This window comes from Maribacter sp. Asnod2-G09, from assembly GCF_045063795.1.
Lineage (GTDB): Bacteria > Bacteroidota > Bacteroidia > Flavobacteriales > Flavobacteriaceae > Maribacter.
This window is the reverse complement of sequence record NZ_JBEFOA010000004.1, coordinates 539,211-560,340: the sequence shown is the minus strand read 5'-3', so window position 1 is coordinate 560,340 and position 21,130 is coordinate 539,211. Positions and strand designations below refer to the sequence as shown.

Here is a 21,130-nt window from a genome sequence, read left to right as displayed (position 1 = left end):
TATAGCAAAATGAAAGGTAAGAGAGAAATTAGTTTTATTAAAAGGTTAATGCAAGTAGACATAAGTCGAAACAAAGTTCTATTGTATGCTCTTTTAGTAGGTTTGGTTACAGGTTTGTTAAGTTCACTTTTTAGGCTCTTACTTACTCGTTTAACTACACTACGAACAATTTCGAAAATTGTGGGTACAGATCAATATGGGCTTGACTGGATTTTTCCAATAATCTTCACTTTTATAGGTGTATGGTTTTCCGTTTTTTTGGTGAAAAAATATGCGACTGAGACTGCGGGTAGTGGAATTCAAGAAATAGAAGGTGCTTTAGATGGTTTTAGACCAATACGATGGCGTAAGGTTTTACCAGTTAAGTTTATAGCATCATTATTTTCTTTAAGCAGTGGTTTGTTGCTCGGTAGAGAAGGGCCGACCGTGCAAATTGGTGCCAATGTCGGTAAGATGACCGAAGATATTTTTAAGCAGCCGGCAGAAGAAGATAACCCTTTAATTAGTACAGGTGCCGCAGCCGGGCTGGCAAGTGCTTTCAATGCCCCTTTTGCAGGTATTATTTTTGTTATTGAAGAGATGAACGGGCATTTTAAATTCAATTTTTATTCTTTAGCAGCGCTCATGATCGGGGCAGGTTCTGCAGACTTGGTTGTTAGGTTACTAGTAGGTAGTGGTCCAGTTCTTAAAACGACCATTTTTACTTTTAATGAATTATCGGGTATTTGGTTGTTTGTTCTCTTCGGACTGATGCTTAGTGTTGTAGGGCTCGCTTTTAATAAGCTTTTAATTATATCGCTAGATTTTTTTAAAAAATTAAAAGTGAATTTTGTTATCACAGCTTTGGTCATAGCATTGGTTATAACCGGGGTAGGCTTATTTTCTGAAGATATGATTGGATCAGGGTATAGTACCATTACCAATGTGTATAGAAATTCATTTACGCTAAAATTTCTCTTAGTATTATTTGTGGTTCGTTTTGCCCTTTCTATTGTTAGTTATGGCTCGGGTGTGCCTGGTGGTATTTTTACGCCGTTGATTACATTAGGGGTTATTTCAGGGATGCTTTTTGGAGGGCTGGCACAGTATTTTTTTCCAGATATTGTTACTGATCCGGCTATTTTCGGTGTTGCAGGTATGGCAGGTATTTTTGCTTCTACCATTCGAGCTCCATTAACGGGGTTGGCACTTTCAGTAGAGATGACCGCGAATTATGAATTAATATTACCCTTAATTTTTACTGCAGTAACAGCTTCTGTCTGTACAACTATTTTAGGTAATGGTCCTATCTATTCAATTTTGCTAAAACGGGTTTTGAATAAACAATGATTATAATTTTTTTTATCAGCTAAGATTTATATCACCAATTTGTTAAAATAATATTAATATTCATGGAACTGATGTAGGTCAGTGTTGTCGCTTTTAGAACGATATACTTTTAACCTATCATAATATGAAATATAAGTTTAACTACTAAATAGAATGATATGAAAAAAGAAGTAACTGTTGCAATATGCGACTCGCATGAGAAAGCTGAGAAGGTGGTTAAAGAACTACAAGAATCTGGCTTTGATATGAAAAAACTTTCTATAGTTGGTAAAGATTATCATGAGGAAGATAAGGTCATTGGTTTTTATAATACCGGTGATAGAATGAAAAATTGGGGATCTGCAGGTGCTTTCTGGGGAGGCATTTGGGGATTTGTATTCGGGGCAGGTTTTTTCTTGATACCTGGTTTAGGTCCGGTAATGTTAGCAGGACCCATTGTATCATCATTAGTTGGCGGTCTTGAGGGAGCTGTAGTAGTTGGTGGATTATCTGCCCTTGGTGGAGCCCTTTTTGGAATTGGAATACCAAAAGATAGCGTGTTACAATATGAGACGGCTTTAAAAGCTGATAAGTTTTTAGTTATCGCTCATGGTACTACTGAAGAATTAGAAAAAGCAAAAAAAATAATGTCTGACACGTCGGGTACTAAAATTGAAATGGAGTCTGAAGAACCTGTGGAAGCTTAAAGATTAAATAATTATAACTGAAGTTCATTTTTAATATTATAAACATGAAAACAATAGTTTTAAGTGCAGTATTAATGGGGTTGACCCTGCAATCTAATGCACAAGACTTGCTCTTTAGAGCAAAATTAGAAGTTGAAGAAGTGCCAGAATTAGTGGTAACTGCTTTGGAAGAAGATTTTCCAGATTTTACCATTGTGGAGTATACTGCGGTACCCGTAGAATATGTAGAAGGTGATGTGTATATAAATCCTAATATAGATACTAATGCTGATTATGACACCTTTGAAATAGATATGCATACGGCAAGCAAAGAAGTTACTGCAACTTATGATAGGGAAGGTGAACTTATTAAACTAACAGAACATTTTAAAAATGTAGCTCTACCATATAGAGTAAGTAAATCTATTGCAAAAGAATATCCGAACTGGAAACTAGTAAAAGATTCTTATGAGATGGTACAAGTGGGTAATGACAAAGCAAAAAAGAGGTATCGAGTGGTTTTAGAGAACCATGGTAAGAAAATTCATGTGCACACCAATGAAAAAGGTAAAATCTTAAATCATCATAAACGAGTATAATGTTGAAAAAATACCATTAGTTTTTTAAGTAATGGTATTTTTTTAATTGGTTGGTTTTTGATAGAACAGGCAGTAATAGGGTTGGGGAACATCTATTACTGTCTGTTTTTTTATTCTTCTTAACTTTGACTATGTCAAATAGCCTTTACGTTTTTTTTCCTTTGTTGCTTTTTGTTATTCTTATAGTATGGAGGGTTTGGTTCTACAAAAAAACGATTAACCTGAATAACTTTAATCCTTCTTGGCGAAACATTCTTAATAAAGAAGTATCATTTTATGCAGATTTGTCCGCGACCGATAAGCTACGTTTTGAACAAGAACTATTATACTTCTTTGATGATGTAACGATAACAGGTGTGAAAATTGAAATTAATGATACGGATCGCTTGTTAGTAGGTGCAAGTGCAGTAATACCCTTATTCGGATTTCCGGAATTACGATACCGTAATATAAATGAGGTTTTATTATATGAGGGTAGTTTTAATGATGAACACCAAACTGAAGGTGATGGTCGTAATATTTTAGGAAAAGTAGGTAAAGGCAATATGAATCGTTTAATGATTTTGTCATTGCCCGCCTTACGTGCAGGATTCAAGAATGAGAATTCATCTAGTAATGTTGGTATTCATGAATTTGTTCATTTAATAGATATGGCAGATGGCGCCGTTGATGGTATTCCTGAAAGTCTTATGCAAAAACAATATGTAGCCCCTTGGTTAAAATTGATGCACAAAGAAATAGAAAATATCAGAGAAAATGAATCTGATATTAATCCGTATGGTGGAACCAGTGAAATAGAATTTTTGAGTGTCGCGAGCGAATATTTCTTTAATAACCCTGAGGAATTTCAAGAAAAGCACCCAGAACTTTATAGTTTAATGAAGAAAATGTATCGATATTCTTTTTAATCTTTAGTCACTATAACTGAATAATTTTGTCCTTCCCATTTGTTAGCTTGGTTCCAGTAAAATGTGAATTGTATTGCTGTCGCTTCTTCATTTTTAAGCTTTATATCGGTCACAAATAATCCGAAGGTTAAATCATTAGATACTACTTTATAGGTTGTTTCCCAATTGTCATCCGTCCAAAGAACATTACATTGTGCTAAGGTTTCAATTCGTAAAATTTTCCCTTTTGATAGTGTTTTTGCACCATTGTTAAAACGCCATATTACCATATTAGATTTCTTTTTATTCCTAAGGTAACGTTCGCAGGTATTAACTGGCATATCAAAAACTTTCTTATATTCTATAGATATACAAAGCTTAATATATTCTGCATGAGCCCATGTTAAAGGCATGGCAGAACCTGTATGTTCACCACGGTATAACCCTTTTTCTGGTATATTATCTTCATCCCAAACCTGTTCAGGTATTAAACCTTTGTTTGCGAATGCCTCCATAGCTATTAAACAATTATGGGCTTTTTCAATATTACCAGCAGCTATTTCATAATGCCCTCTTTCGCCAGTTAATAGAGGCCAAGCTCTGCCTTTTCCAGTACCATTATAAGGTTCTCCGTTATCGTGCTCTCCATACCCATCATTGTTGTAGCGATACCAACAATCTCCATTGGGCGTGCTTACCTTTAATTCTTCATCTATAATCTTTAAAGTGTTTAATATTTTAGGGTCTTTAGCATCACGAAGTCCAAACCTTACCAATGCCAAAGCATCTACACTTATTAATTCGTTTATTTTGGTTTTGCCATGGTCTGCATGATGATTTTTTAAGTTGATGCTTCTATCGCCTAATTCTGATGCGGCAATATCTGAAAACGGATTTATGCGTATATAATACCCATCAACTCCGTGTTTTTTGGCTAGGGGAGTGCCAGTGACATAGGTACGGTCATCTAGAGTATCGTTCCAGTAATCTGCAGTCTCGCGGCAATAGTTAGCAAAATCTTTTTCATCATTTAAATCTGCCAGTTCGGCGCCTGCCAATAACGCAGCAATTTCGGTAGCCATTGTAAAAGGCGAAAATCCACTTTCCTCTTCCCAGCGATCTTGATCGGTATAAGGGCCGTTAACTAAAAGAAATACAATAGCTTTTTTTGCCAATGGCCAATACCTTTTTTGTCGGCTTTTACTCATGGTATTGCGTAAGTAGCCTTTTAAAATCTCTAGTATTGGTAGTGAAATTTGATCCATTTGTAGCCCCGTCCAATTTGGCTCTCCTTGAAGCCACATATTCTGTGGCCAACTACCGTCTGCATTTTGTGTTGACATTAAATAGTTTACAATTCGAGATACATCTGCTTTTGTCTCTAAAGCATTGAACCCGCCTGCTGTCTCTACTAAATCTCTAGGCCAAACAACATGATATCCACTTTTGTCAGAATCACCTTTAGTACCACCCCATGGTATAGATAAGCTGGCTATTATACCACCCGGAAAATTTTTAGCCTCGTGCATGCGTAGTATTGCAGCACTCATTTTAAAATTCTTTGCAGATATTTTGGGTAATGTATTCTGCCAAATTTGCCATTCTTGTATGTATCTTTTTTTAGCGGTATCAAAACCATTTAGAATACTTGCTCTAGCATGGTTAGCAGCTTCGATGTGTGTTCTGCCAAAGCTTATTGCTAATACAAATTCTTTTTCTGTAACCTCAATCTCTCCGGTACACGCTACATTCCCCTTTGTAGCTGTGTTATATTGGTACTTTAATTCTCCGTGTTGCCTTATATCGCGCCAACCGTCTGAAGTACCTACAAACCCCACAGAACGTTTTACCCATTTAGAAGAGCATGCCATGGCTAATGCGATATCTCCATTCTCGGCAAAAAACATATCTACCCCTTTATAATTTCCTAACCACGCTGTATTATTGCCACCTTCATTATTTAAATGAGGGGCAAGCAAAGCAAATAGTCGTAATGGAAGATTTGGGTCTTTTTGTTCAAAAACAATATGTTGTAGAATAGTATTTCTAAAAGGGTCAACAATAACTTCTTTAGTAATTTGATATTTCTGAAACCTATCTGTGTTTACAATTCGGTAGGCTGGTATACCATCTTTAAGGGTTTCTATAAAATGTTCTGTATCTCGTTTCTCTTCTGAGAAGAACTCGTGCCGGTCTGTAACTACAAAGCCCATATCGCGTAGACAAGCAATATCTTCACGAGGATAATAGGCTTCGTTAAGAATACCGTGACTAAGGGTGAAAGTAACATCTGATGCGGGGTTGAGCGCCTTTCCAATACCTGACTTGGTACTAGATGTCCATCTGGCATCTATACCTGGTTTGCCTGGTGCTTCTAAGTTTTGAGACATATTTTAAATTGAAATTACCTATTTCAGTTATTCAAGGGTAGTATTAATATTAACCTCAATTAATTAAAAGGGTAAAGTTATCTCATAAACGAGGTTTGGTATATGACTTGTGTCAGTCGAAGTGGATGCAAAAAATGTCTAGAATTTAGATAAGTACTATTGAAGAAATTTGAAATATAATTTTTTGAAGAAATGAGTAGAAACAAAAAAACCTCCAAATAATAAATATTTGAAGGTTTAAAAGTGACCGGGCTGGGGCTCGAACCCAGGACCCTCTCCTTAAAAGGGAGATGCTCTACCAACTGAGCTACCAGGTCAAAAAATCTTAAGAACGTTAGCGTTAATTACTTATAAAATAAGTTTGAACGCTTAAATAAAAAAGCCTCTTTTTGGTGAAGAGGCTACTATTTATTGGTGACCGGGCTGGGGCTCGAACCCAGGACCCTCTCCTTAAAAGGGAGATGCTCTACCAACTGAGCTACCAGGTCAAAAGCAAATTTGGAAAATAATTCCCTCAATGCGGGTGCAAATATAAGTCGATTACTTTATTTTACAAACCCTTTTCAAGATAAATTTATTTTTTTTTGAAAAGCGTATTAATTAGTCCAATTTTGTACAAATGAAAAACTTGAAAATAGTATTGTTAGGGTATATGGGTAGTGGCAAATCTACGGTTGGTAGAATTGTAGCTAACCATTTGAATATTAAATTTTTAGATTTAGACGACTATATTGAAGAAGGTGAAGCCATGTCTATTGCTTCCATTTTTGATACCAAAGGAGAAATCTATTTTAGAAAAAAAGAAATAGAATATTTAAATAAAATTTTTTCAAATGAAGACAGTTTTGTGCTTTCATTAGGTGGTGGTACGCCTTGTTTTGGTACTAATATGACCTTTATAAATGAAAAAACTGCTAATTCTTTCTATTTGAATGTGGGTATAAATGAACTTTTTGATCGCCTGGTAAAAGAAAAAAGTCATCGCCCTATGATTTCTCATTTACAAGATGAAGAGCTGACAGAATTTATTGGGAAGCATTTATTTGAGCGAAGCTACTTTTACAATCAGGCACACCAAAAGGTTAAAAGTAATAATAACACTCCGACTGAGATTGCTGAAATGATTGTAAACAAACTAGTCTAAATAGACTCTATCGTTTTTAGTTTCAAAATGAACGTTTACATGTTCTTGTAACGAGGTTGATAATGAAATGCCCTTATAATCTGCTTTAACAGGATACTTTTTGTGGTTTCTATTTACCAATACTGCAGTTTTAAGTTGCTTTAATGGTGTTTTTAGAAAATGGTGCACTCCGTATATTAAAGTAGTGCCGGAGTTTAAAACATCATCTACGATAACGACAGATTTATTAACGAAGTCAGCATCGGGCAATGATGTGGTTACACCGCTAGATAATGGGTCTGTTTTATCCATCGACAATTTGCACAGTACAATTTTTGCCTCGGTAATCTTTTTAAGCTTCGCCACAATTTTCTTTGCAAATGCTAGTCCGCCGCCATCAATACCAGCAATAATAATTTCTTCTTCAGAAACATTCGCCTCATAGATTTGGTATGCGATACGTTCTATTTTATGTTGTATTTGTTGATGTGAAAGTATGGTCTGTTGCATGTGCTGTTCTTAAAACAATAAAGATAGGTATGTTTTTAAAAGTTTTGGTTAATCTTCAACTTCTTTACTTTTATTCTCAGGTGCTATAGTTTTGTCTTCATCATTATTGGTGTCACCATCTAAATACTCATCAATATCTCTTCTATCTTTTTTGGTAGGTCGACCAATACCTTTTTTGCGATAATAATCTTTAGAGTATTGTAAGAGCTCGTTATGTTCAAAGGCTTCTTTAGGCGTAGTATCTTTTCTATAAATGTCTACAAGTTTAGCCCCAACACGACTAGGTGGTATGTCAAGAACCGTAAATTTATAATCTATTTGATTTTTGCGTACCACAACTTCATCCATCGGAAAAACTTCTTTACCAGGTTTAGCGGTAATACCATTAATTTTTGCATGCCCTTTTTTACAAGCTGTAGATGCTATGTTACGGGTTTTAAAATAACGTGTGCTCCACAAGAATTTATCTATGCGCATTACGGGTTGTATTTCTTTGTTAACTTCCAAACAAAAATAAGGGAAAATTGTATCTTGCGCGTTCAAAATAAATTATTGATGAAATTGAAAAATGCCTATTTGCTAATAGCTGGTTTACTAATAATAAGTTCTTGTAAGAATGACGATGATGCTATCGGTGAAGTTGTACCGCCAAGGTTATTAAGTGAAGTAACCATTGAGGATGATGCAGAAATTATAGAATTTTTAAAGACGCACTTCTATAATGAAGATGAGTTCGAAACACCACCTGAAGGATTCGATTTTAAAATAAAGTTTGATACTATTGCTGGTGACAATAGTTCAAAACAATCGCTTTTTGATAGTCCGAATTTAATTACCCAAACTATTTCTGTTAATTCAGAAGATTTAGGTAGAGCTGATGATGATGAGATAATTAATCAAACTTTATATACTCTTGTAGTTAGACAAGGTGTTGTAGATGGTACACCTACAATTGGTGATTTTTCCATTCTTAGATATGAAGGTTTATTGTTAGACGGTACACTTTTCGATGCTTCAACAAATCAACCAATACGTTTTAATTTATCTTCTGTGGTAAGAGGTTTTGGTAATGGGATGAAAAATTTTCAAACTGGCACAGGACCTATTGAAAATGGTGATGGAACTGTTAGTTATGAGAATTATGGTATTGGAGCTATTTTTATTCCAGCGGCTTTAGCATATTTTGATGAATCGCCAAATGCTGATGTACCAACTTATTCACCTTTGATTTTTAAGGTAGATGCATTTGCATATGAGCCTGACTCAGACTTAGACGGTGATGGTATACCTTCAATTTTGGAAGATTTAAACGGTAATGGATTTCTAAATGACGATAATACAAATGAAGAGGCAGAAGCTGATGTTAGAACCTATGTTGCAAATTATTTGGATCCTGACGATGACGGCGATGGTATTTTAACGATTGATGAAATTGAACTAGATGCAGATGGTAATTTTGTTGGTTTCTTAGATACCGATGGTGACGGTACACCTGATCATCTTGATAATGATTTATAGTATTTCATTTTAAAGCATAAAAAAAACCTCTTAAGAATTCTTAAGAGGTTTTTTATTTCTTGTTGTTTCGTTTATAGTGCTAAAGACAGACTCAATATTAGTTGATCTGGTCTTGTGTCGATTCTACTCGGACCTAGATTTGTAATATTGGTATTGATAAAAGAAGCTTCATTATCGCTAAATCCTCTTTCGTAGCGTAAATCTATCCCTAGTTTACCAAGGTTAACTCCGGCGCCAATATTCATCCCTACTGAAAAATCATTTTCTACGTCATCAATAGTAACACCATCAAATTCGGTATCTAAGATATATTGAAAACTAGGACCAGCAAAAACATGTAGTGGACCAATTAGGTTAATACCTAATAGTACAGGTACGTCTAATTTGCTCATGTCAAAATCTGCTCCGTCATAGTCAGACTTTGTTTTGGTGTACACCAACTCTGGTCTTACATATACTTTAGAAGCTCCGAATTTTCCGAAGACACCTACATGATATCCAACGTTTCTATCCGGATTTCTTGCAGCATCTCCTGCAGATTCAAAATAATCTCCATTAGCGTTGTAGTTTAATCCCCCTTTAACTCCAAATCCCGAATCACTCTGTGCTATTCCATAAAACCCAGAGAGCGCCATAAAGGCAACTAAAATTGTTTTTTTCATAATCATTGTTGTTTTGAGTGAAATTGGTATCAAATACAATACCAATTGTTCCCTTTCTCGTTATACCATCAGAACGGAGGTAAAATATCTTTATTGTTTACAGGTGTTTTTGGGTCAATTTCTATTTTATGAAGTTATAATTGCCAATATCTAAGTTTAATACTTTCAGTAACATCTTTGCTTTTTATTAAGTTTTTCCCCCACACAGTTCATTATATTTGCAGCTAGAATTAGAAAATTTGAAGTTTACACTACATAATACCGATTTACAATCAAAGGCTAGGGCAGGTACTATTGTTACTGACCATGGTACCATTGAAACCCCAATTTTTATGCCGGTGGGTACGGTAGCCTCTGTAAAAGGAGTGCATCAAAAAGAATTAAGAGAAGAGGTAAACCCAGATATTATTCTTGGTAATACCTATCATTTATTTCTTCGACCGAAAACAGAGATTTTAAAGAAAGCCGGCGGACTCCATAAATTTATGGGTTGGGATAGAAATATTCTTACCGATAGTGGTGGGTACCAAGTATACTCTTTGTCGGCGAATAGAAAGATAAAAGAAGAAGGGGTGAAATTTAAATCGCATATAGATGGATCTATGCATTTATTTACACCTGAGAATGTTATGGAAATTCAGCGTGTAATTGGCGCAGATATTATCATGGCTTTTGATGAGTGTACACCTTACCCGTGCGAATATAATTATGCCAAAAGATCAATGCATATGACGCATAGGTGGTTAGATAGATGTATAAATCATCTTGAAAAAACACCTTTTGAGTACGATTATGAACAAACGTTTTTTCCTATCGTACAAGGGTCTACCTATAAAGATTTAAGAAGGCAATCTGCGGAGTATATTGCTAATGCAGGGGCAGAGGGTAATGCCATTGGCGGATTATCTGTTGGTGAACCTGCAGAAGAAATGTATGGTATGACAGAAGTGGTATGTGAAATTTTACCAGAAGATAAACCTCGATATTTAATGGGTGTAGGTACACCTATTAATATTCTTGAAAATATTGCCTTAGGTATAGATATGTTCGATTGTGTAATGCCTACCAGAAATGCAAGAAACGGAATGTTGTTTACGGCACATGGTACCATAAATATTAAGAACAAAAAGTGGGAAGATGATTTTTCACCTATAGATGAAATGGGAACTACCTTTGTAGACCATGAGTATTCTAAAGCATATTTAAGACATTTGTTTGCAGCTAATGAATATTTAGGAAAACAAATTGCAACAATTCATAACTTAGGCTTTTATATGTGGCTAGTGCGAGAAGCTCGTAAGCATATTATTGCAGGTGATTTTAGAACTTGGAAAGATATGATGGTAAAACAAATGGATAAAAGGCTATAATGCTATCAATAATAGATAAATACATTCTAAAACGGTATCTAGCGACATTTTCGTTGATGCTCTTGTTGTTTATTCCCATCGGTATAATGGTGAATTTAGCAGAGCAGATCGGTAAAATGATCGATAACGAAGCACCGTTGAATGAAATAGTAATGTATTATGTGAATTTTACAATTTACATTGGTAATCTATTATTTCCTATTTTTCTATTCCTCTCCGTAATATTCTTTACCTCTAAGTTGGCGAACAATACCGAAATTGTGGCCATTTTGAGTTCTGGAGTTTCTTATGGGCGCTTTTTAAGACCTTATATAATAGGGGCTTCAATGGTTGCTGTTTTAATGTTCTTCATGACCATGTTTATTGTGCCTAACGCGAGTGTGGGCTTCAATGAATTTAAATACAAATACCTGAAAAAAGGTAAACAGGATCGGGTCACCAATAACATTTTCAATCAGTTGAATGAAACCGATTTTATATACGTTAGCAGCTTTGATCCCGCTAGACAATTAGGTCATAACTTTACGTTTGAGCGTTTTGACGAGAATAATGAGCTTGATTTTAAAATATCTGCAGCTAATATACGATGGGTCGAAAAAGACTCTAGCTATCGCTTAACGTCGTACAAGAAGCGAACGGTTTTAGGTGATACGGCGATTATTGAAAGCAAACGCCGACTAGATACTATTTTTGCTTTTGATATAGGTGATTTAACGCCCGTATCATATGTAGCGGAAACAAAGAACCTTTTTGAATTAGATACTTTTATTAAAGATCAAAGAAGAAAGGGTGCGTCAAATATTAATACCTATGTCTTGGTGAAGTACAAGCGTTGGGCATTACCATTAACAGCCTTTATTTTGACCATTATAGCTGTTTCTGTTTCTTCTGTTAAAAGACGTGGCGGTATGGGGGCTAACCTGGCATTCGGTATTTTGATTGCATTTATATTTATATTTTTTGATAAAGTATTCGGTGTACTCGCCGAGCAATCGGGCTTTTCGCCTTTGCTTGCTGTCATAATACCTAATGTAGTTTTTGGATGTCTGGCATTTTATCTACTTCAAAATGCAAAAAGATAGAGTCCTTAATTTACTGCACTTACATTTCATTGTCTTTATTTGGGGCTTTACAGCAATTTTAGGAAAGTTAATTACGATAGATTCGCTTCCGTTAGTTTGGATCAGAATGGGGCTAGCAACGCTTTTTATTGCTATTTACATTCTTTTTGCAAAATTCAGTATAAGGGTTTCAAGAAAAACACTTTGGTGGTTGATTGGTGGTGGTATTGTAGTAGCATTACATTGGGTCACCTTCTTTTTGGCCATAAAAGTATCTACCGTATCTGTGGCATTGGCTATGATGTCTACAGGAGCTTTTTTTACAGCCTTAATGGAGCCCTTTTGGTACAAGCGAAAGATAATTGGTTATGAGATTTTCTTCGGATTAATGGTCGTAGCAGGACTCTATTTGATTTTTAAAGTGGAGACAGAGTATGTCTACGGTATGATAATCGCATTGATATCGGCATTTTTAGCGGCTGTTTTTTCGTTGATAAACGGAAAATTGGTGCAAAACCATAAACCTTCGGTTATCTCTTTTTATGAGTTAGGTGTGGGTATGGTTTTCTTATCTGTAGTCTTATTATTTAAAGGCGATTTTAATATGTCATTGGTAACACTGCCTCAAATGGATTGGGTTTACCTTATAGTATTAGCCCTTATTTGTACAGCATATGCATTTATCGCATCGGTGAAGATTATGCGGGTTTTAACACCATACACCGTAATGCTTACAACAAATTTAGAACCGGTATATGGTATTCTGCTGGCTTGGTTCATATTTGGGTCCGAAGAAAAAATGAAACCAATGTTTTATGTTGGCGCCTTAATCATACTCAGTACGGTTATCGCAAACGGTATTTTAAAGCAAAGAGCGAATATTAAAAAAAGGGTACCCAAGATTTAGGTATTAAAGTTTTATCTTTGAGCCGCAACTAAAGAAACTTTATAGAAATATGGAATATTTGGATTTTGAACTTCCAATTAAAGAATTGGAAGAGCAATTGGACAAGTGCATGGTAATCGGGGAGGAAAGCGATGTTGATGTTACCGAGACTTGTAAACAGATTGAAAAGAAACTTACCGAAACCAGAAAAGATATATATAAGAATTTAACTGCTTGGCAACGAGTACAGTTATCTAGACATCCAAATAGACCTTATACATTAGATTATATCAAAGCTATTTGCGGTAATACCTTCTTGGAACTACACGGTGATCGTACTGTAAAAGATGACAAGGCCATGATCGGTGGTTTAGGTAAAATTGGTGATCAGAGTTATATGTTCATTGGTCAGCAAAAAGGATACAATACTAAAACTCGTCAGTATAGAAATTTTGGTATGGCCAACCCAGAAGGGTATAGAAAGGCTTTACGTTTAATGAAATCTGCTGAAAAATTCCAAGTGCCTGTAGTTTGCTTAATAGATACACCAGGTGCTTACCCAGGTATTGAAGCAGAAGAAAGAGGACAAGGAGAGGCGATTGCAAGAAATATTCTTGAAATGACTCGCCTTAAAGTACCTGTAATTGTTGTAATTATTGGTGAAGGTGCTTCTGGTGGTGCATTGGGTATAGGTGTTGGTGACAAGGTGTTAATGCTAGAAAATACATGGTATTCTGTTATTTCGCCAGAATCTTGTTCTTCAATTTTATGGAGAAGCTGGGAGTATAAAGAAAGAGCTGCCGAAGCTTTGAAATTGACAGCTACCGATATGAAAAAGTTGAAACTTATAGATGAAATCATTCGCGAACCTGCAGGTGGTGCTCATGCTAATAGACCGAAAACTTTTGAAACCGTAAAAAATAAAATTTCTTCTCATTTTGAAGATTTGCAAAAGTTATCACCAAAAGAATTAGTAAATCAGCGTATGGATAAATACGCGCAGATGGGCGTTTTTAACGGCTAATCTACGTTTTAGGCTTCTTAAAAATATACCGAGGATTTTATTCCTCGGTTTTTTTATGTTATCAACAGAAAATCGTAACTTATTAACAGTCAATTGTTAGTCAACTGTGAACATCGAAAGTGATGTTTTTCACGTTAACTAAAGGTTAATTGTATACTTTCGCACTATGGAGAACACGAAACCTTTTGTCGCTCGAAAGATTGACAAATCTAATATTATAAGCCTTCAAAAAGGTAAAATTCCACCACAAGCTATTGATTTAGAAGAGGTTGTGTTGGGTGCTATGATGATAGATAAAAAAGGTGTTGATGAAGTTATCGATATTTTACACCCCGATGTTTTCTACAAAGACGCGCATAGATTTATTTATGAGGCTATTTTCATTCTCTTTGAAGAGTCGCAACCGATCGATTTATTAACCGTTTCTTCACAACTTAAGAAATCTGGTAAATTAGAGATTTGTGGAGGTGATTTTTACTTGATAAAATTGACTCAAAAAGTAGCATCATCTGCTCATATTGAGTTTCATGCCCGTATTATTCTGCAGAAGTTTATTCAGCGTAGTTTGATTAAAATTTCTGGTGAAATTATTGAGGAGGCATACGATGAGGCTATCGATGTATTTGACTTGTTAGATACTGCCGAAGCAAAATTATATGATGTTACACAAGGAAACTTAAAGCGTTCTGCAGAGACAGCGCAAGATTTGGTAATACAAGCCAAAAAACGAATTGAAGAGATTGCCGGTAAAGAGGGTATGAGTGGTGTCGCCTCAGGTTTTGATAAACTAGATAAGCTTACATCGGGTTGGCAGCCGAGTGATTTAATTATTGTTGCAGCACGTCCTGGTATGGGTAAAACGGCTTTTACCTTATCTATGGCGAGAAATATGGCTGTAAATACAAATACACCCGTAGCTTTCTTCTCTTTAGAGATGTCATCGGTACAGCTAATTACAAGGCTAATTTCTTCTGAAACTGGTTTGTCTTCAGAAAAATTAAGAACCGGTAAGCTTGAAAAACACGAGTGGGAACAATTGAATGTTAAAGTGAAAACTTTAGAAAAAGCACCTTTGTTCATTGATGATACTCCGTCATTATCCATATTTGATTTGCGTGCAAAGGCAAGACGTTTGGCTTCTCAGCATGGTATAAAAATGATCATGATCGATTATTTGCAGTTAATGACAGCAGGTGGTAGTCAAAAAGGAGGAAACAGGGAACAAGAGATTTCTACAATTTCTCGAAACTTAAAAGCGCTTGCAAAGGAATTGAATATTCCTGTAATTGCATTATCTCAGCTATCGCGTGCTGTTGAAACACGTGGAGGTAGTAAAAGACCTATTCTTTCAGATTTGAGGGAATCTGGAGCAATCGAGCAAGATGCCGATATTGTATCGTTTATCTATAGACCTGAGTATTATAAGATAGAAGAGTGGGATGATGAAGAACGTTCGCCAACTCAAGGTCAAGGAGAATTTATTGTAGCAAAACACCGTAATGGTGGTTTAGAAAATATTAGATTGAAGTTTATCGGTAATCAAGGTAAGTTCGATAACCTTGATGATTTTGACTCTCCTTTCGAATTCCAATCGAAAATGAATGCAAATGAAGAGAATCCGTTTGCAACGAAAAACTTACCAAGTGCAGATGATGCTTTTGGTAGTAGTATGAATAGTAGTCCTGATTTAGATGAGGATAACGATGTTCCTTTCTAAATAAAAGCATAATTATAAGTTTAAAAAGTCTCCTGTTCTGGGAGACTTTTTTGTTTTGGATCAATTTATTTTCAACTAATCATGTTATCTTATATTACAATAGCTTTAACTGTACCTTAAATAGTGCTCCAAAGATTTTACTATATCTTTGAGTCAATATTTTTATTATACTTTATGTACAAATTAATAACAACAATCTTCTTCCTTTTACTTTCTGTACAACTATTCGCATCATCGATTTTGATTCCGATGGATTCTGATACCCAGAAGAATCATTTAAAAGCATACGGAATTACGTATTGGGTTTTGGCAAAACAGCAAAAAGTACAATGGTTATTGAACTATCGTGGTGGTTCTTTTTTATTGCCAGATGGGGAAAGTATTAGAAAAGAATGTCAAATACGGGGAGTCAGTTTTGAAATTTTATCTGATGCACAAGCAAACGGAATACTAGATGAAATCAGTAGTCCTTCTGTTAATCAAGATGCTGTAATACTTGAGAAAGCTCCACGAATTGCAGTGTATTCCCCAAAAGATAAGCAACCTTGGGATGATGCGGTAACGATGGCTTTGACCTATGCCGAGATTCCCTATACCACTATTTATGATGAAGAAGTATTAGGGGATAAGTTAGCGTTGTATGATTGGCTTCACTTACATCATGAGGATTTCACTGGTCAATATGGCAAATTTTATGGAGCATATAGAGCAACACCTTGGTATATTGAAGGAAAAAAGAATTCAGAAAAGTTAGCCAAGAAATTAGGTTTCGATAAAGTATCTGAAGAAAAAAGAGCAGTCGCTTTAAAAATTAGAAACTATGTCATTGGTGGCGGTTTCATGTTTGCCATGTGTTCTGCAACCGATAGTTTTGATATTGCTTTAGCTGCTGACGGTATTGATATTGTGGAGCCTATGTTCGATGGTGATGCTTCTGATCCTAACTATCAAGCTAGCTTAGATTACGGAAAAACGTTTGCCTTTACCGATTTTATCTTGGAACGTAGTCCGTTGAAATATGAATTCTCTTCAATTGATATGACGAATAAAAGAGGTAATGTACCAAAGGAATCTGATTACTTTTCTTTGATGGATTTCTCGGCAAAATGGGATCCGGTGCCTACGATGCTTTGCCAGAACCACACCTCTTTGGTAAAAGGATTTATGGGACAGACAACTGCTTTTACACGTTCTGAAATTAAACCGACAGTATTAGTGTTAGGGGAAAATAAGTTGAACGAAGAAGCAAGATATATTCACGGAATCAAGGGGAAGGGATTCTTTACTTTCTACGGTGGTCATGATCCTGAAGATTATCAACATAGAGTAGGGGACCCAAAAACAGAGTTAGAGTTGCACCCAACTTCACCGGGGTATCGTTTAATATTGAATAATGTATTATTTCCGGCAGCCAGAAAGAAGAAGCAAAAGACCTGATTTTATTTTATGTTTCAATTGAAATAAAAAAACCGTGATCAATACGAAAGTATTGATCACGGTTTTTTATATAAGTTTCTTCTTTGGGTCTAGAATACCCCGATAAAGTGGCTACCTGCAACATTTACTAATTCAGCACCTTTAGTTACTGCACCAGTTTCTGTTTCTACAACATAGATATTTCCGTTTTGACCAACAGCACCTTGGGTAAGGTAAATTTCTGTTCCTTCAACAACAAAGCCTTGGTATTGAAATAGGTAGAAATCTGGATCGTAAGGAATGTCATTAATTTTAACAGCAGTCTTAGCATTTATATCTACTAAAGCGAAAAATCCTTGTAAGCCAGCAACACCGTCAGCAGAACCGTCATGACGATAAGCTAATACTGCTTTACCATTTGCAGCTGGTCTCCATGCTAAAATATATGCACCTTCAATACCTAAAGCATCATCTAAATTAAAATCGTAGGTGTCATCATATTCATTATCTGCATCAATTTTTAGAATATGAGAACCTTCAGGGTCGCTTTGATTAGCTTGGTAAACGCTACCGTTGTATTCGAAAGAATTGATACTACGGTAACCATTCGTATTTCCATGACCAACAGTAGATGTAATAACTGACGGATTCAATAATGAAGGGTAGTCTAATATGATGGTTTTAGAACCTAAAATCTCAAAATCGCTATCACTTTCAGCGGTAGCAGGATCAACTTTGCTTAAACGAGCGCCAATATATAACTTGTCTCCTGCGGCATTTAAAGTAGGCATATCAATTCTAGAAACATAGTATCCTTGAGCTTCTTCTTCAGCACTTAAAGCTACACTATGCTCTTGAAATTCTTTAATAGAAGAATTAACCAAATCTAAAGTTACTACACCAATAGTAGCCTCAGTACGAGTGTAGACATCATTCTCATCAAATTCATTTTCATTGTTCACATACACTGCAGCACCAGTTTGATCTCCGTCAAATAATTTAATCCATCTTGGAGCGGTACCAACGTAAGGTGCTATACTAACCTCTGAACCTGCAGGGGTAAAAGTTTGTCCACCTTCAACAGTGTACTTGGTATAATTACCACCAGTATCACCTGCGTAGCTTATATTGAAAATAGTATTACCGTCTTCAGAAGATTGTAATCTAGCCGTTCTGTTAGAAGGTGCTATAAATCCGTTTTCAAAAGGCTCAATTGAAACAGTTGGATCTTTTGCATCTTCACTTGTAACAGAATAGATTAAAGTTCCGCCATTGCCATCACCTGGTTCTTCTCCCATTTTAGCTCCTGCAACGGTAATCCATCTTGGGTCTTCAACAACATCTGGTTCTTCTGTATCTGGTTCTGGTGCTACTACAGTATCGTCTTCATTACTGCAAGCGGTCATAAGACCAGCCGTGAATATAATTGCAGCAAAGGTTTTTAGATTTAGAAACGTTCTTTTCATTTTTAGTATTAATTAAAAGATTAAAATTTATTAATTGCGTAATTCAATTTTAGGTAAAAAGCTCTTCCTGGTTTTTGAACAGAAAGATTATCGTAAACAGGTTCGTCGAATATATTTTTGATATCAAAACTTACTATAAACTTGTTATTTGGAAATGCATAGCTAAGTCCGAAATCTTGTGATATTTGTTGGGGTACAGTAAAAAACTCATTACCAACGGTGTTGCTACCTTGGGCAGTAAGAAAAGAAAACTCATCTGTGAAATACACATTGTAGAAAGCATTAAGTCTAGACTTCTTCTGAATTAAATCTTTGAAAGAATAGCGTAAACCACCATTCATGGTAAAAAACGGAGTATTGGGTACATCGATTTCTATTCCTTGATTTTCAATTTTTAAATCAAATCTGGATATATTGAAGTTCAAGCCAAAATTGTTATCGTAAGCGTAATTTAGTTGCGCATCAAATCCTTTTGAGGTGCCGCTACCTTGGTTCACATATATTATTAATTCATCATCAACATTCAAAGATGTTTCAATAGGTAGACCAATTCTGTCTTTTATATTTCGGGTGAAAACATTAGTAGATATTGTAAAAGCATGCTTTTTAATATTGAAATTTCCGAATCTGAAGCCTAAGTTAAAGTTCTCACTACTTTCTGGGTCAATACTTGAGTTGGCTACCACATTATCACCATCATTACCAAAAATCTCAGTTTCGTCTGGTAATCTAATTGCTTTTTCTGCGGATGCTAATAATGTGATATTGGGTACAATCTCGTAGGAAGTAGCAAAACCATACCCATCATAACTTTTGTTGCTTCTAACGACTTCATCTACGACCACATCATTTCCGTCAGCATCTGATTCAATTGTAGGGTCAACACTAGTAGATTTCTGTTGGTAATGTTTGCCAAACAAATTTGCCTTTAATTTTTCATCAAAAGCAGTTAGCTCGTAGGTTAAGGAGTATATGTTCTTTTTCAATTCTCTTGTGCCAACAAAAGTGTTTTCTAATACAGATCTTAGGGCATCGCTATCTTCTCGATCGATACCGCTATACACATGATTTAGCGATATACTATGATCGTCGTTTATGGCGTAAGAAACACCACTTCTAATAGAGGCTACATTTCTTTTTATTTTAGCAAGTGTAGGTCCTCCTTCTTGTTGAGACCTCCAGGTGTATTGATATTCATTTCCTCTAAAGTCAATTGCTCTTTCTCCGTTCCAGCTATAGGCCCAAGAAACAGTGTCATTAACGGCTCGGTTTCTTTTACCGTACAAACCGTTTACTTTAACATCAAGCCCTTTTGCAAAAAGATCTTTCTTTTGGTAGTTGATACTTCCTAATAAAGCATCAGATTCTAAAAACCGATCTTTATATGGGGTTATGGTCATAAAAGCTCCATGCTGTACTTCTTTATAATCATCTGATCCAGTAACACCAATAAAAAATTGGTCAGCCCATTTTACATCGGTGTATCCGATTTCTGCTCTACCACCAGTAGATCGATAAGCATCATTGAATCTTCTTGCTGTAATAGGTGTTTGCACGCCGCCTAAACCAGTGACAACGACACTTCTGCCCGATACCTTATAATCATTATCAGAGTAGTTATGAAAAAGTGATGCCTTAACGGTTAATCCTGATTTGTCAAAGCGATATAAGCCATTGACACTGGCTTGTGTAGTATTGAATGATCCATAAGACACAGACGCATTTAAATTCGTTTTAGCATCATTGTGGAGTACTATGTTTATAGCTCCACCCAACGCATCGTCCGCTAAATAACCAGGTACCACGCCTTTATAAACTTCAATATTTTTAATCATTGAAGGCGGTATGCTATTTAGGTTGAATGAATTACCGTAAGTTGAAATCGGAATACCATCTATAAATATACGTACCGAGTTACCAGATAATCCATTTAAACTATAAGTAACATCTGAACCTAATCCTCCATTTTGACGAATTTTTACTCCAACGGTAGTGTTCAGTAATTCATTGGTTTGTATATTTCTTAGGCTAGCTTCTTCTGTTTTTATTGCACTGACAGCAAAACCTTTTGTTTCTAGTTTCGTTTCATGCGATTTACCGTTAATGGTAACTTCATCTAAATTCTCTGTAGATTCTTGTAGTGTGAAATCAAGATTAACTTTATTGTTGCTTTCTGATATTTCAAAAGGTGTCGAACGCGTACCATAACCAACGAATGAAACTACTAGGTTGTATTTTCCTTTTGGAATATTGTTGATAGTATAGAAACCATTATCATCGGTAAGTACACCAAGTTTTAATCCTTCAACTAATACACTTGCAAATGGTAAAGACTTGCCAGAGTTGTCTTGCACAGTACCTGAAATTGTACCTGAATTTTGCTGCCCTTGAACAAATAAGAACATGAAGAAAAGTACAGTAAAAAAGATATTTTTCATTTGGTTTAAAAAAGGTCACTATCTTTATTAAGATTTAGTCTAAATAAATTAGTTTTGCAAATCTAAAGC

At 35.5% G+C, this 21,130-nt stretch carries 18 protein-coding genes and 2 tRNA genes; 12 read left to right on the top strand and 8 right to left on the bottom strand.

Annotated elements, in window-relative coordinates; all coding sequences use genetic code 11:
• Positions 1-9 precede the first annotated feature (9 nt).
• The 4 genes from clcA to ACJJVT_RS09505 all read left to right on the top strand — a co-directional run bounded on the left by clcA (position 10) and on the right by ACJJVT_RS09505 (position 3,501).
• Complete coding sequence (gene clcA, locus ACJJVT_RS09520) at positions 10-1,329, top strand: H(+)/Cl(-) exchange transporter ClcA (RefSeq protein ID WP_405398197.1); 1,320 nt, start codon at positions 10-12, stop codon at positions 1,327-1,329.
• 158 nt (positions 1,330-1,487) lie between these two features.
• Complete coding sequence (locus ACJJVT_RS09515) at positions 1,488-2,015, top strand: general stress protein (protein ID WP_405398196.1); 528 nt, start codon at positions 1,488-1,490, stop codon at positions 2,013-2,015.
• Positions 2,016-2,059: 44 nt separating this feature from the next.
• Entirely contained in the window at positions 2,060-2,593 is a 534-nt protein-coding gene (locus ACJJVT_RS09510; RefSeq protein WP_405398194.1) for a hypothetical protein, read from the top strand.
• Between the two features lie 131 nt (positions 2,594-2,724).
• Complete coding sequence (locus ACJJVT_RS09505) at positions 2,725-3,501, top strand: zinc-dependent peptidase (protein WP_405398193.1); 777 nt, start codon at positions 2,725-2,727, stop codon at positions 3,499-3,501.
• Here the strand turns inward: ACJJVT_RS09505 and ACJJVT_RS09500 are convergent.
• The 3 genes from ACJJVT_RS09500 to ACJJVT_RS09490 all read right to left on the bottom strand — a co-directional run bounded on the left by ACJJVT_RS09500 (position 3,498) and on the right by ACJJVT_RS09490 (position 6,358).
• Positions 3,498-5,870 (bottom strand): glycoside hydrolase family 15 protein, encoded by a 2,373-nt coding sequence (locus ACJJVT_RS09500; protein ID WP_405398192.1) that lies wholly within the window; start codon positions 5,868-5,870, stop codon positions 3,498-3,500. The two genes, ACJJVT_RS09505 and ACJJVT_RS09500, sit on opposite strands and share 4 nt — an antisense overlap.
• Before the next feature lie 244 nt (positions 5,871-6,114).
• Positions 6,115-6,187, bottom strand: a tRNA-Lys gene (locus tag ACJJVT_RS09495).
• 95 nt (positions 6,188-6,282) lie between these two features.
• A tRNA-Lys gene (locus tag ACJJVT_RS09490) sits at positions 6,283-6,358 on the bottom strand.
• Between the two features lie 140 nt (positions 6,359-6,498).
• Here ACJJVT_RS09490 and ACJJVT_RS09485 point away from each other — a divergent pair.
• Positions 6,499-7,014, top strand: a complete 516-nt coding sequence (locus tag ACJJVT_RS09485; protein ID WP_405398958.1) for a shikimate kinase — start codon at positions 6,499-6,501, stop codon at positions 7,012-7,014.
• On the opposite strand, the gene ACJJVT_RS09480 is transcribed toward ACJJVT_RS09485, so the two are convergent.
• Positions 7,006-7,503, bottom strand: a complete 498-nt coding sequence (locus tag ACJJVT_RS09480; RefSeq protein ID WP_405398191.1) for a phosphoribosyltransferase family protein — start codon at positions 7,501-7,503, stop codon at positions 7,006-7,008. The two genes, ACJJVT_RS09485 and ACJJVT_RS09480, sit on opposite strands and share 9 nt — an antisense overlap.
• A gap of 48 nt (positions 7,504-7,551) precedes the next feature.
• Positions 7,552-7,980 carry an RNA-binding S4 domain-containing protein gene (locus ACJJVT_RS09475; RefSeq protein ID WP_405398190.1) on the bottom strand — a complete coding sequence of 143 codons (429 nt, stop codon included), beginning with the start codon at positions 7,978-7,980 and terminating at the stop codon, positions 7,552-7,554.
• Between the two features lie 78 nt (positions 7,981-8,058).
• Here ACJJVT_RS09475 and ACJJVT_RS09470 point away from each other — a divergent pair, with 78 nt between their 5' ends.
• Positions 8,059-9,021, top strand: coding sequence for an FKBP-type peptidyl-prolyl cis-trans isomerase (locus tag ACJJVT_RS09470; RefSeq protein WP_405398189.1), 963 nt, complete (start codon positions 8,059-8,061; stop codon positions 9,019-9,021).
• 71 nt (positions 9,022-9,092) lie between these two features.
• Here the strand turns inward: ACJJVT_RS09470 and ACJJVT_RS09465 are convergent, their stop codons facing one another.
• The gene (locus tag ACJJVT_RS09465) at positions 9,093-9,683 is read right to left on the bottom strand and encodes a porin family protein (protein ID WP_405398188.1); all 591 of its coding nucleotides are present in this window, start codon (positions 9,681-9,683) and stop codon (positions 9,093-9,095) included.
• 239 nt (positions 9,684-9,922) lie between these two features.
• Between ACJJVT_RS09465 and tgt the strand changes: the two genes are divergently transcribed.
• The 6 genes from tgt (at position 9,923) to ACJJVT_RS09435 (ending at position 17,178) form a co-directional block, all read left to right on the top strand.
• Positions 9,923-11,053 (top strand): tRNA guanosine(34) transglycosylase Tgt, encoded by a 1,131-nt coding sequence (tgt, locus tag ACJJVT_RS09460; RefSeq protein WP_405398186.1) that lies wholly within the window; start codon positions 9,923-9,925, stop codon positions 11,051-11,053.
• Complete coding sequence (locus ACJJVT_RS09455; protein WP_405398185.1) at positions 11,053-12,135, top strand: LptF/LptG family permease; 1,083 nt, start codon at positions 11,053-11,055, stop codon at positions 12,133-12,135. Before tgt ends, ACJJVT_RS09455 begins: the two co-directional genes overlap by 1 nt.
• Positions 12,122-13,021, top strand: a complete 900-nt coding sequence (locus ACJJVT_RS09450) for a DMT family transporter (RefSeq protein WP_405398183.1) — start codon at positions 12,122-12,124, stop codon at positions 13,019-13,021. The genes ACJJVT_RS09455 and ACJJVT_RS09450 overlap by 14 nt, the downstream gene beginning before the upstream one ends.
• A 49-nt stretch (positions 13,022-13,070) precedes the next feature.
• A complete protein-coding gene (locus tag ACJJVT_RS09445; RefSeq protein ID WP_405398181.1) occupies positions 13,071-14,024 on the top strand; it encodes an acetyl-CoA carboxylase carboxyltransferase subunit alpha in 954 nt (317 codons plus the stop codon).
• 166 nt (positions 14,025-14,190) lie between these two features.
• The gene (gene dnaB / locus ACJJVT_RS09440) at positions 14,191-15,741 is read left to right on the top strand and encodes a replicative DNA helicase (RefSeq protein WP_073247471.1); all 1,551 of its coding nucleotides are present in this window, start codon (positions 14,191-14,193) and stop codon (positions 15,739-15,741) included.
• A gap of 174 nt (positions 15,742-15,915) precedes the next feature.
• Positions 15,916-17,178: an asparagine synthetase B gene (locus ACJJVT_RS09435; RefSeq protein ID WP_405398179.1), complete on the top strand. Its 1,263-nt coding sequence runs from the start codon at positions 15,916-15,918 to the stop codon at positions 17,176-17,178.
• An 89-nt stretch (positions 17,179-17,267) separates the two neighbouring features.
• Here ACJJVT_RS09435 and ACJJVT_RS09430 read toward each other — a convergent pair whose 3' ends face one another.
• Both ACJJVT_RS09430 and ACJJVT_RS09425 read right to left on the bottom strand, forming a co-directional pair.
• Positions 17,268-18,623: a hypothetical protein gene (locus tag ACJJVT_RS09430; protein WP_405398177.1), complete on the bottom strand. Its 1,356-nt coding sequence runs from the start codon at positions 18,621-18,623 to the stop codon at positions 17,268-17,270.
• A gap of 20 nt (positions 18,624-18,643) precedes the next feature.
• The gene (locus ACJJVT_RS09425; protein ID WP_405398176.1) at positions 18,644-21,061 is read right to left on the bottom strand and encodes a TonB-dependent receptor; all 2,418 of its coding nucleotides are present in this window, start codon (positions 21,059-21,061) and stop codon (positions 18,644-18,646) included.
• Between the last annotated feature and the right edge of the window lie 69 nt (positions 21,062-21,130).

Bases quoted from the DNA above. Each gene is read 5' to 3' on its own strand.
- clcA (WP_405398197.1), top strand. From the start codon at position 10: ATGAAAGGTAAGAGAGAAATTAGTTTTATTAAAAGGTTAATGCAAGTA.
- ACJJVT_RS09515 (WP_405398196.1), top strand. From the start codon at position 1,488: ATGAAAAAAGAAGTAACTGTTGCAATATGCGACTCGCATGAGAAAGCT.
- ACJJVT_RS09510 (WP_405398194.1), top strand. From the start codon at position 2,060: ATGAAAACAATAGTTTTAAGTGCAGTATTAATGGGGTTGACCCTGCAA.
- ACJJVT_RS09505 (WP_405398193.1), top strand. From the start codon at position 2,725: ATGTCAAATAGCCTTTACGTTTTTTTTCCTTTGTTGCTTTTTGTTATT.
- ACJJVT_RS09500 (WP_405398192.1), bottom strand. From the start codon at position 5,870: ATGTCTCAAAACTTAGAAGCACCAGGCAAACCAGGTATAGATGCCAGA.
- ACJJVT_RS09480 (WP_405398191.1), bottom strand. From the start codon at position 7,503: ATGCAACAGACCATACTTTCACATCAACAAATACAACATAAAATAGAA.
- ACJJVT_RS09475 (WP_405398190.1), bottom strand. From the start codon at position 7,980: ATGCGCATAGATAAATTCTTGTGGAGCACACGTTATTTTAAAACCCGT.
- ACJJVT_RS09470 (WP_405398189.1), top strand. From the start codon at position 8,059: ATGAAATTGAAAAATGCCTATTTGCTAATAGCTGGTTTACTAATAATA.
- ACJJVT_RS09465 (WP_405398188.1), bottom strand. From the start codon at position 9,683: ATGAAAAAAACAATTTTAGTTGCCTTTATGGCGCTCTCTGGGTTTTAT.
- ACJJVT_RS09455 (WP_405398185.1), top strand. From the start codon at position 11,053: ATGCTATCAATAATAGATAAATACATTCTAAAACGGTATCTAGCGACA.
- ACJJVT_RS09450 (WP_405398183.1), top strand. From the start codon at position 12,122: ATGCAAAAAGATAGAGTCCTTAATTTACTGCACTTACATTTCATTGTC.
- ACJJVT_RS09445 (WP_405398181.1), top strand. From the start codon at position 13,071: ATGGAATATTTGGATTTTGAACTTCCAATTAAAGAATTGGAAGAGCAA.
- dnaB (WP_073247471.1), top strand. From the start codon at position 14,191: ATGGAGAACACGAAACCTTTTGTCGCTCGAAAGATTGACAAATCTAAT.
- ACJJVT_RS09435 (WP_405398179.1), top strand. From the start codon at position 15,916: ATGTACAAATTAATAACAACAATCTTCTTCCTTTTACTTTCTGTACAA.
- ACJJVT_RS09430 (WP_405398177.1), bottom strand. From the start codon at position 18,623: ATGAAAAGAACGTTTCTAAATCTAAAAACCTTTGCTGCAATTATATTC.
- ACJJVT_RS09425 (WP_405398176.1), bottom strand. From the start codon at position 21,061: ATGAAAAATATCTTTTTTACTGTACTTTTCTTCATGTTCTTATTTGTT.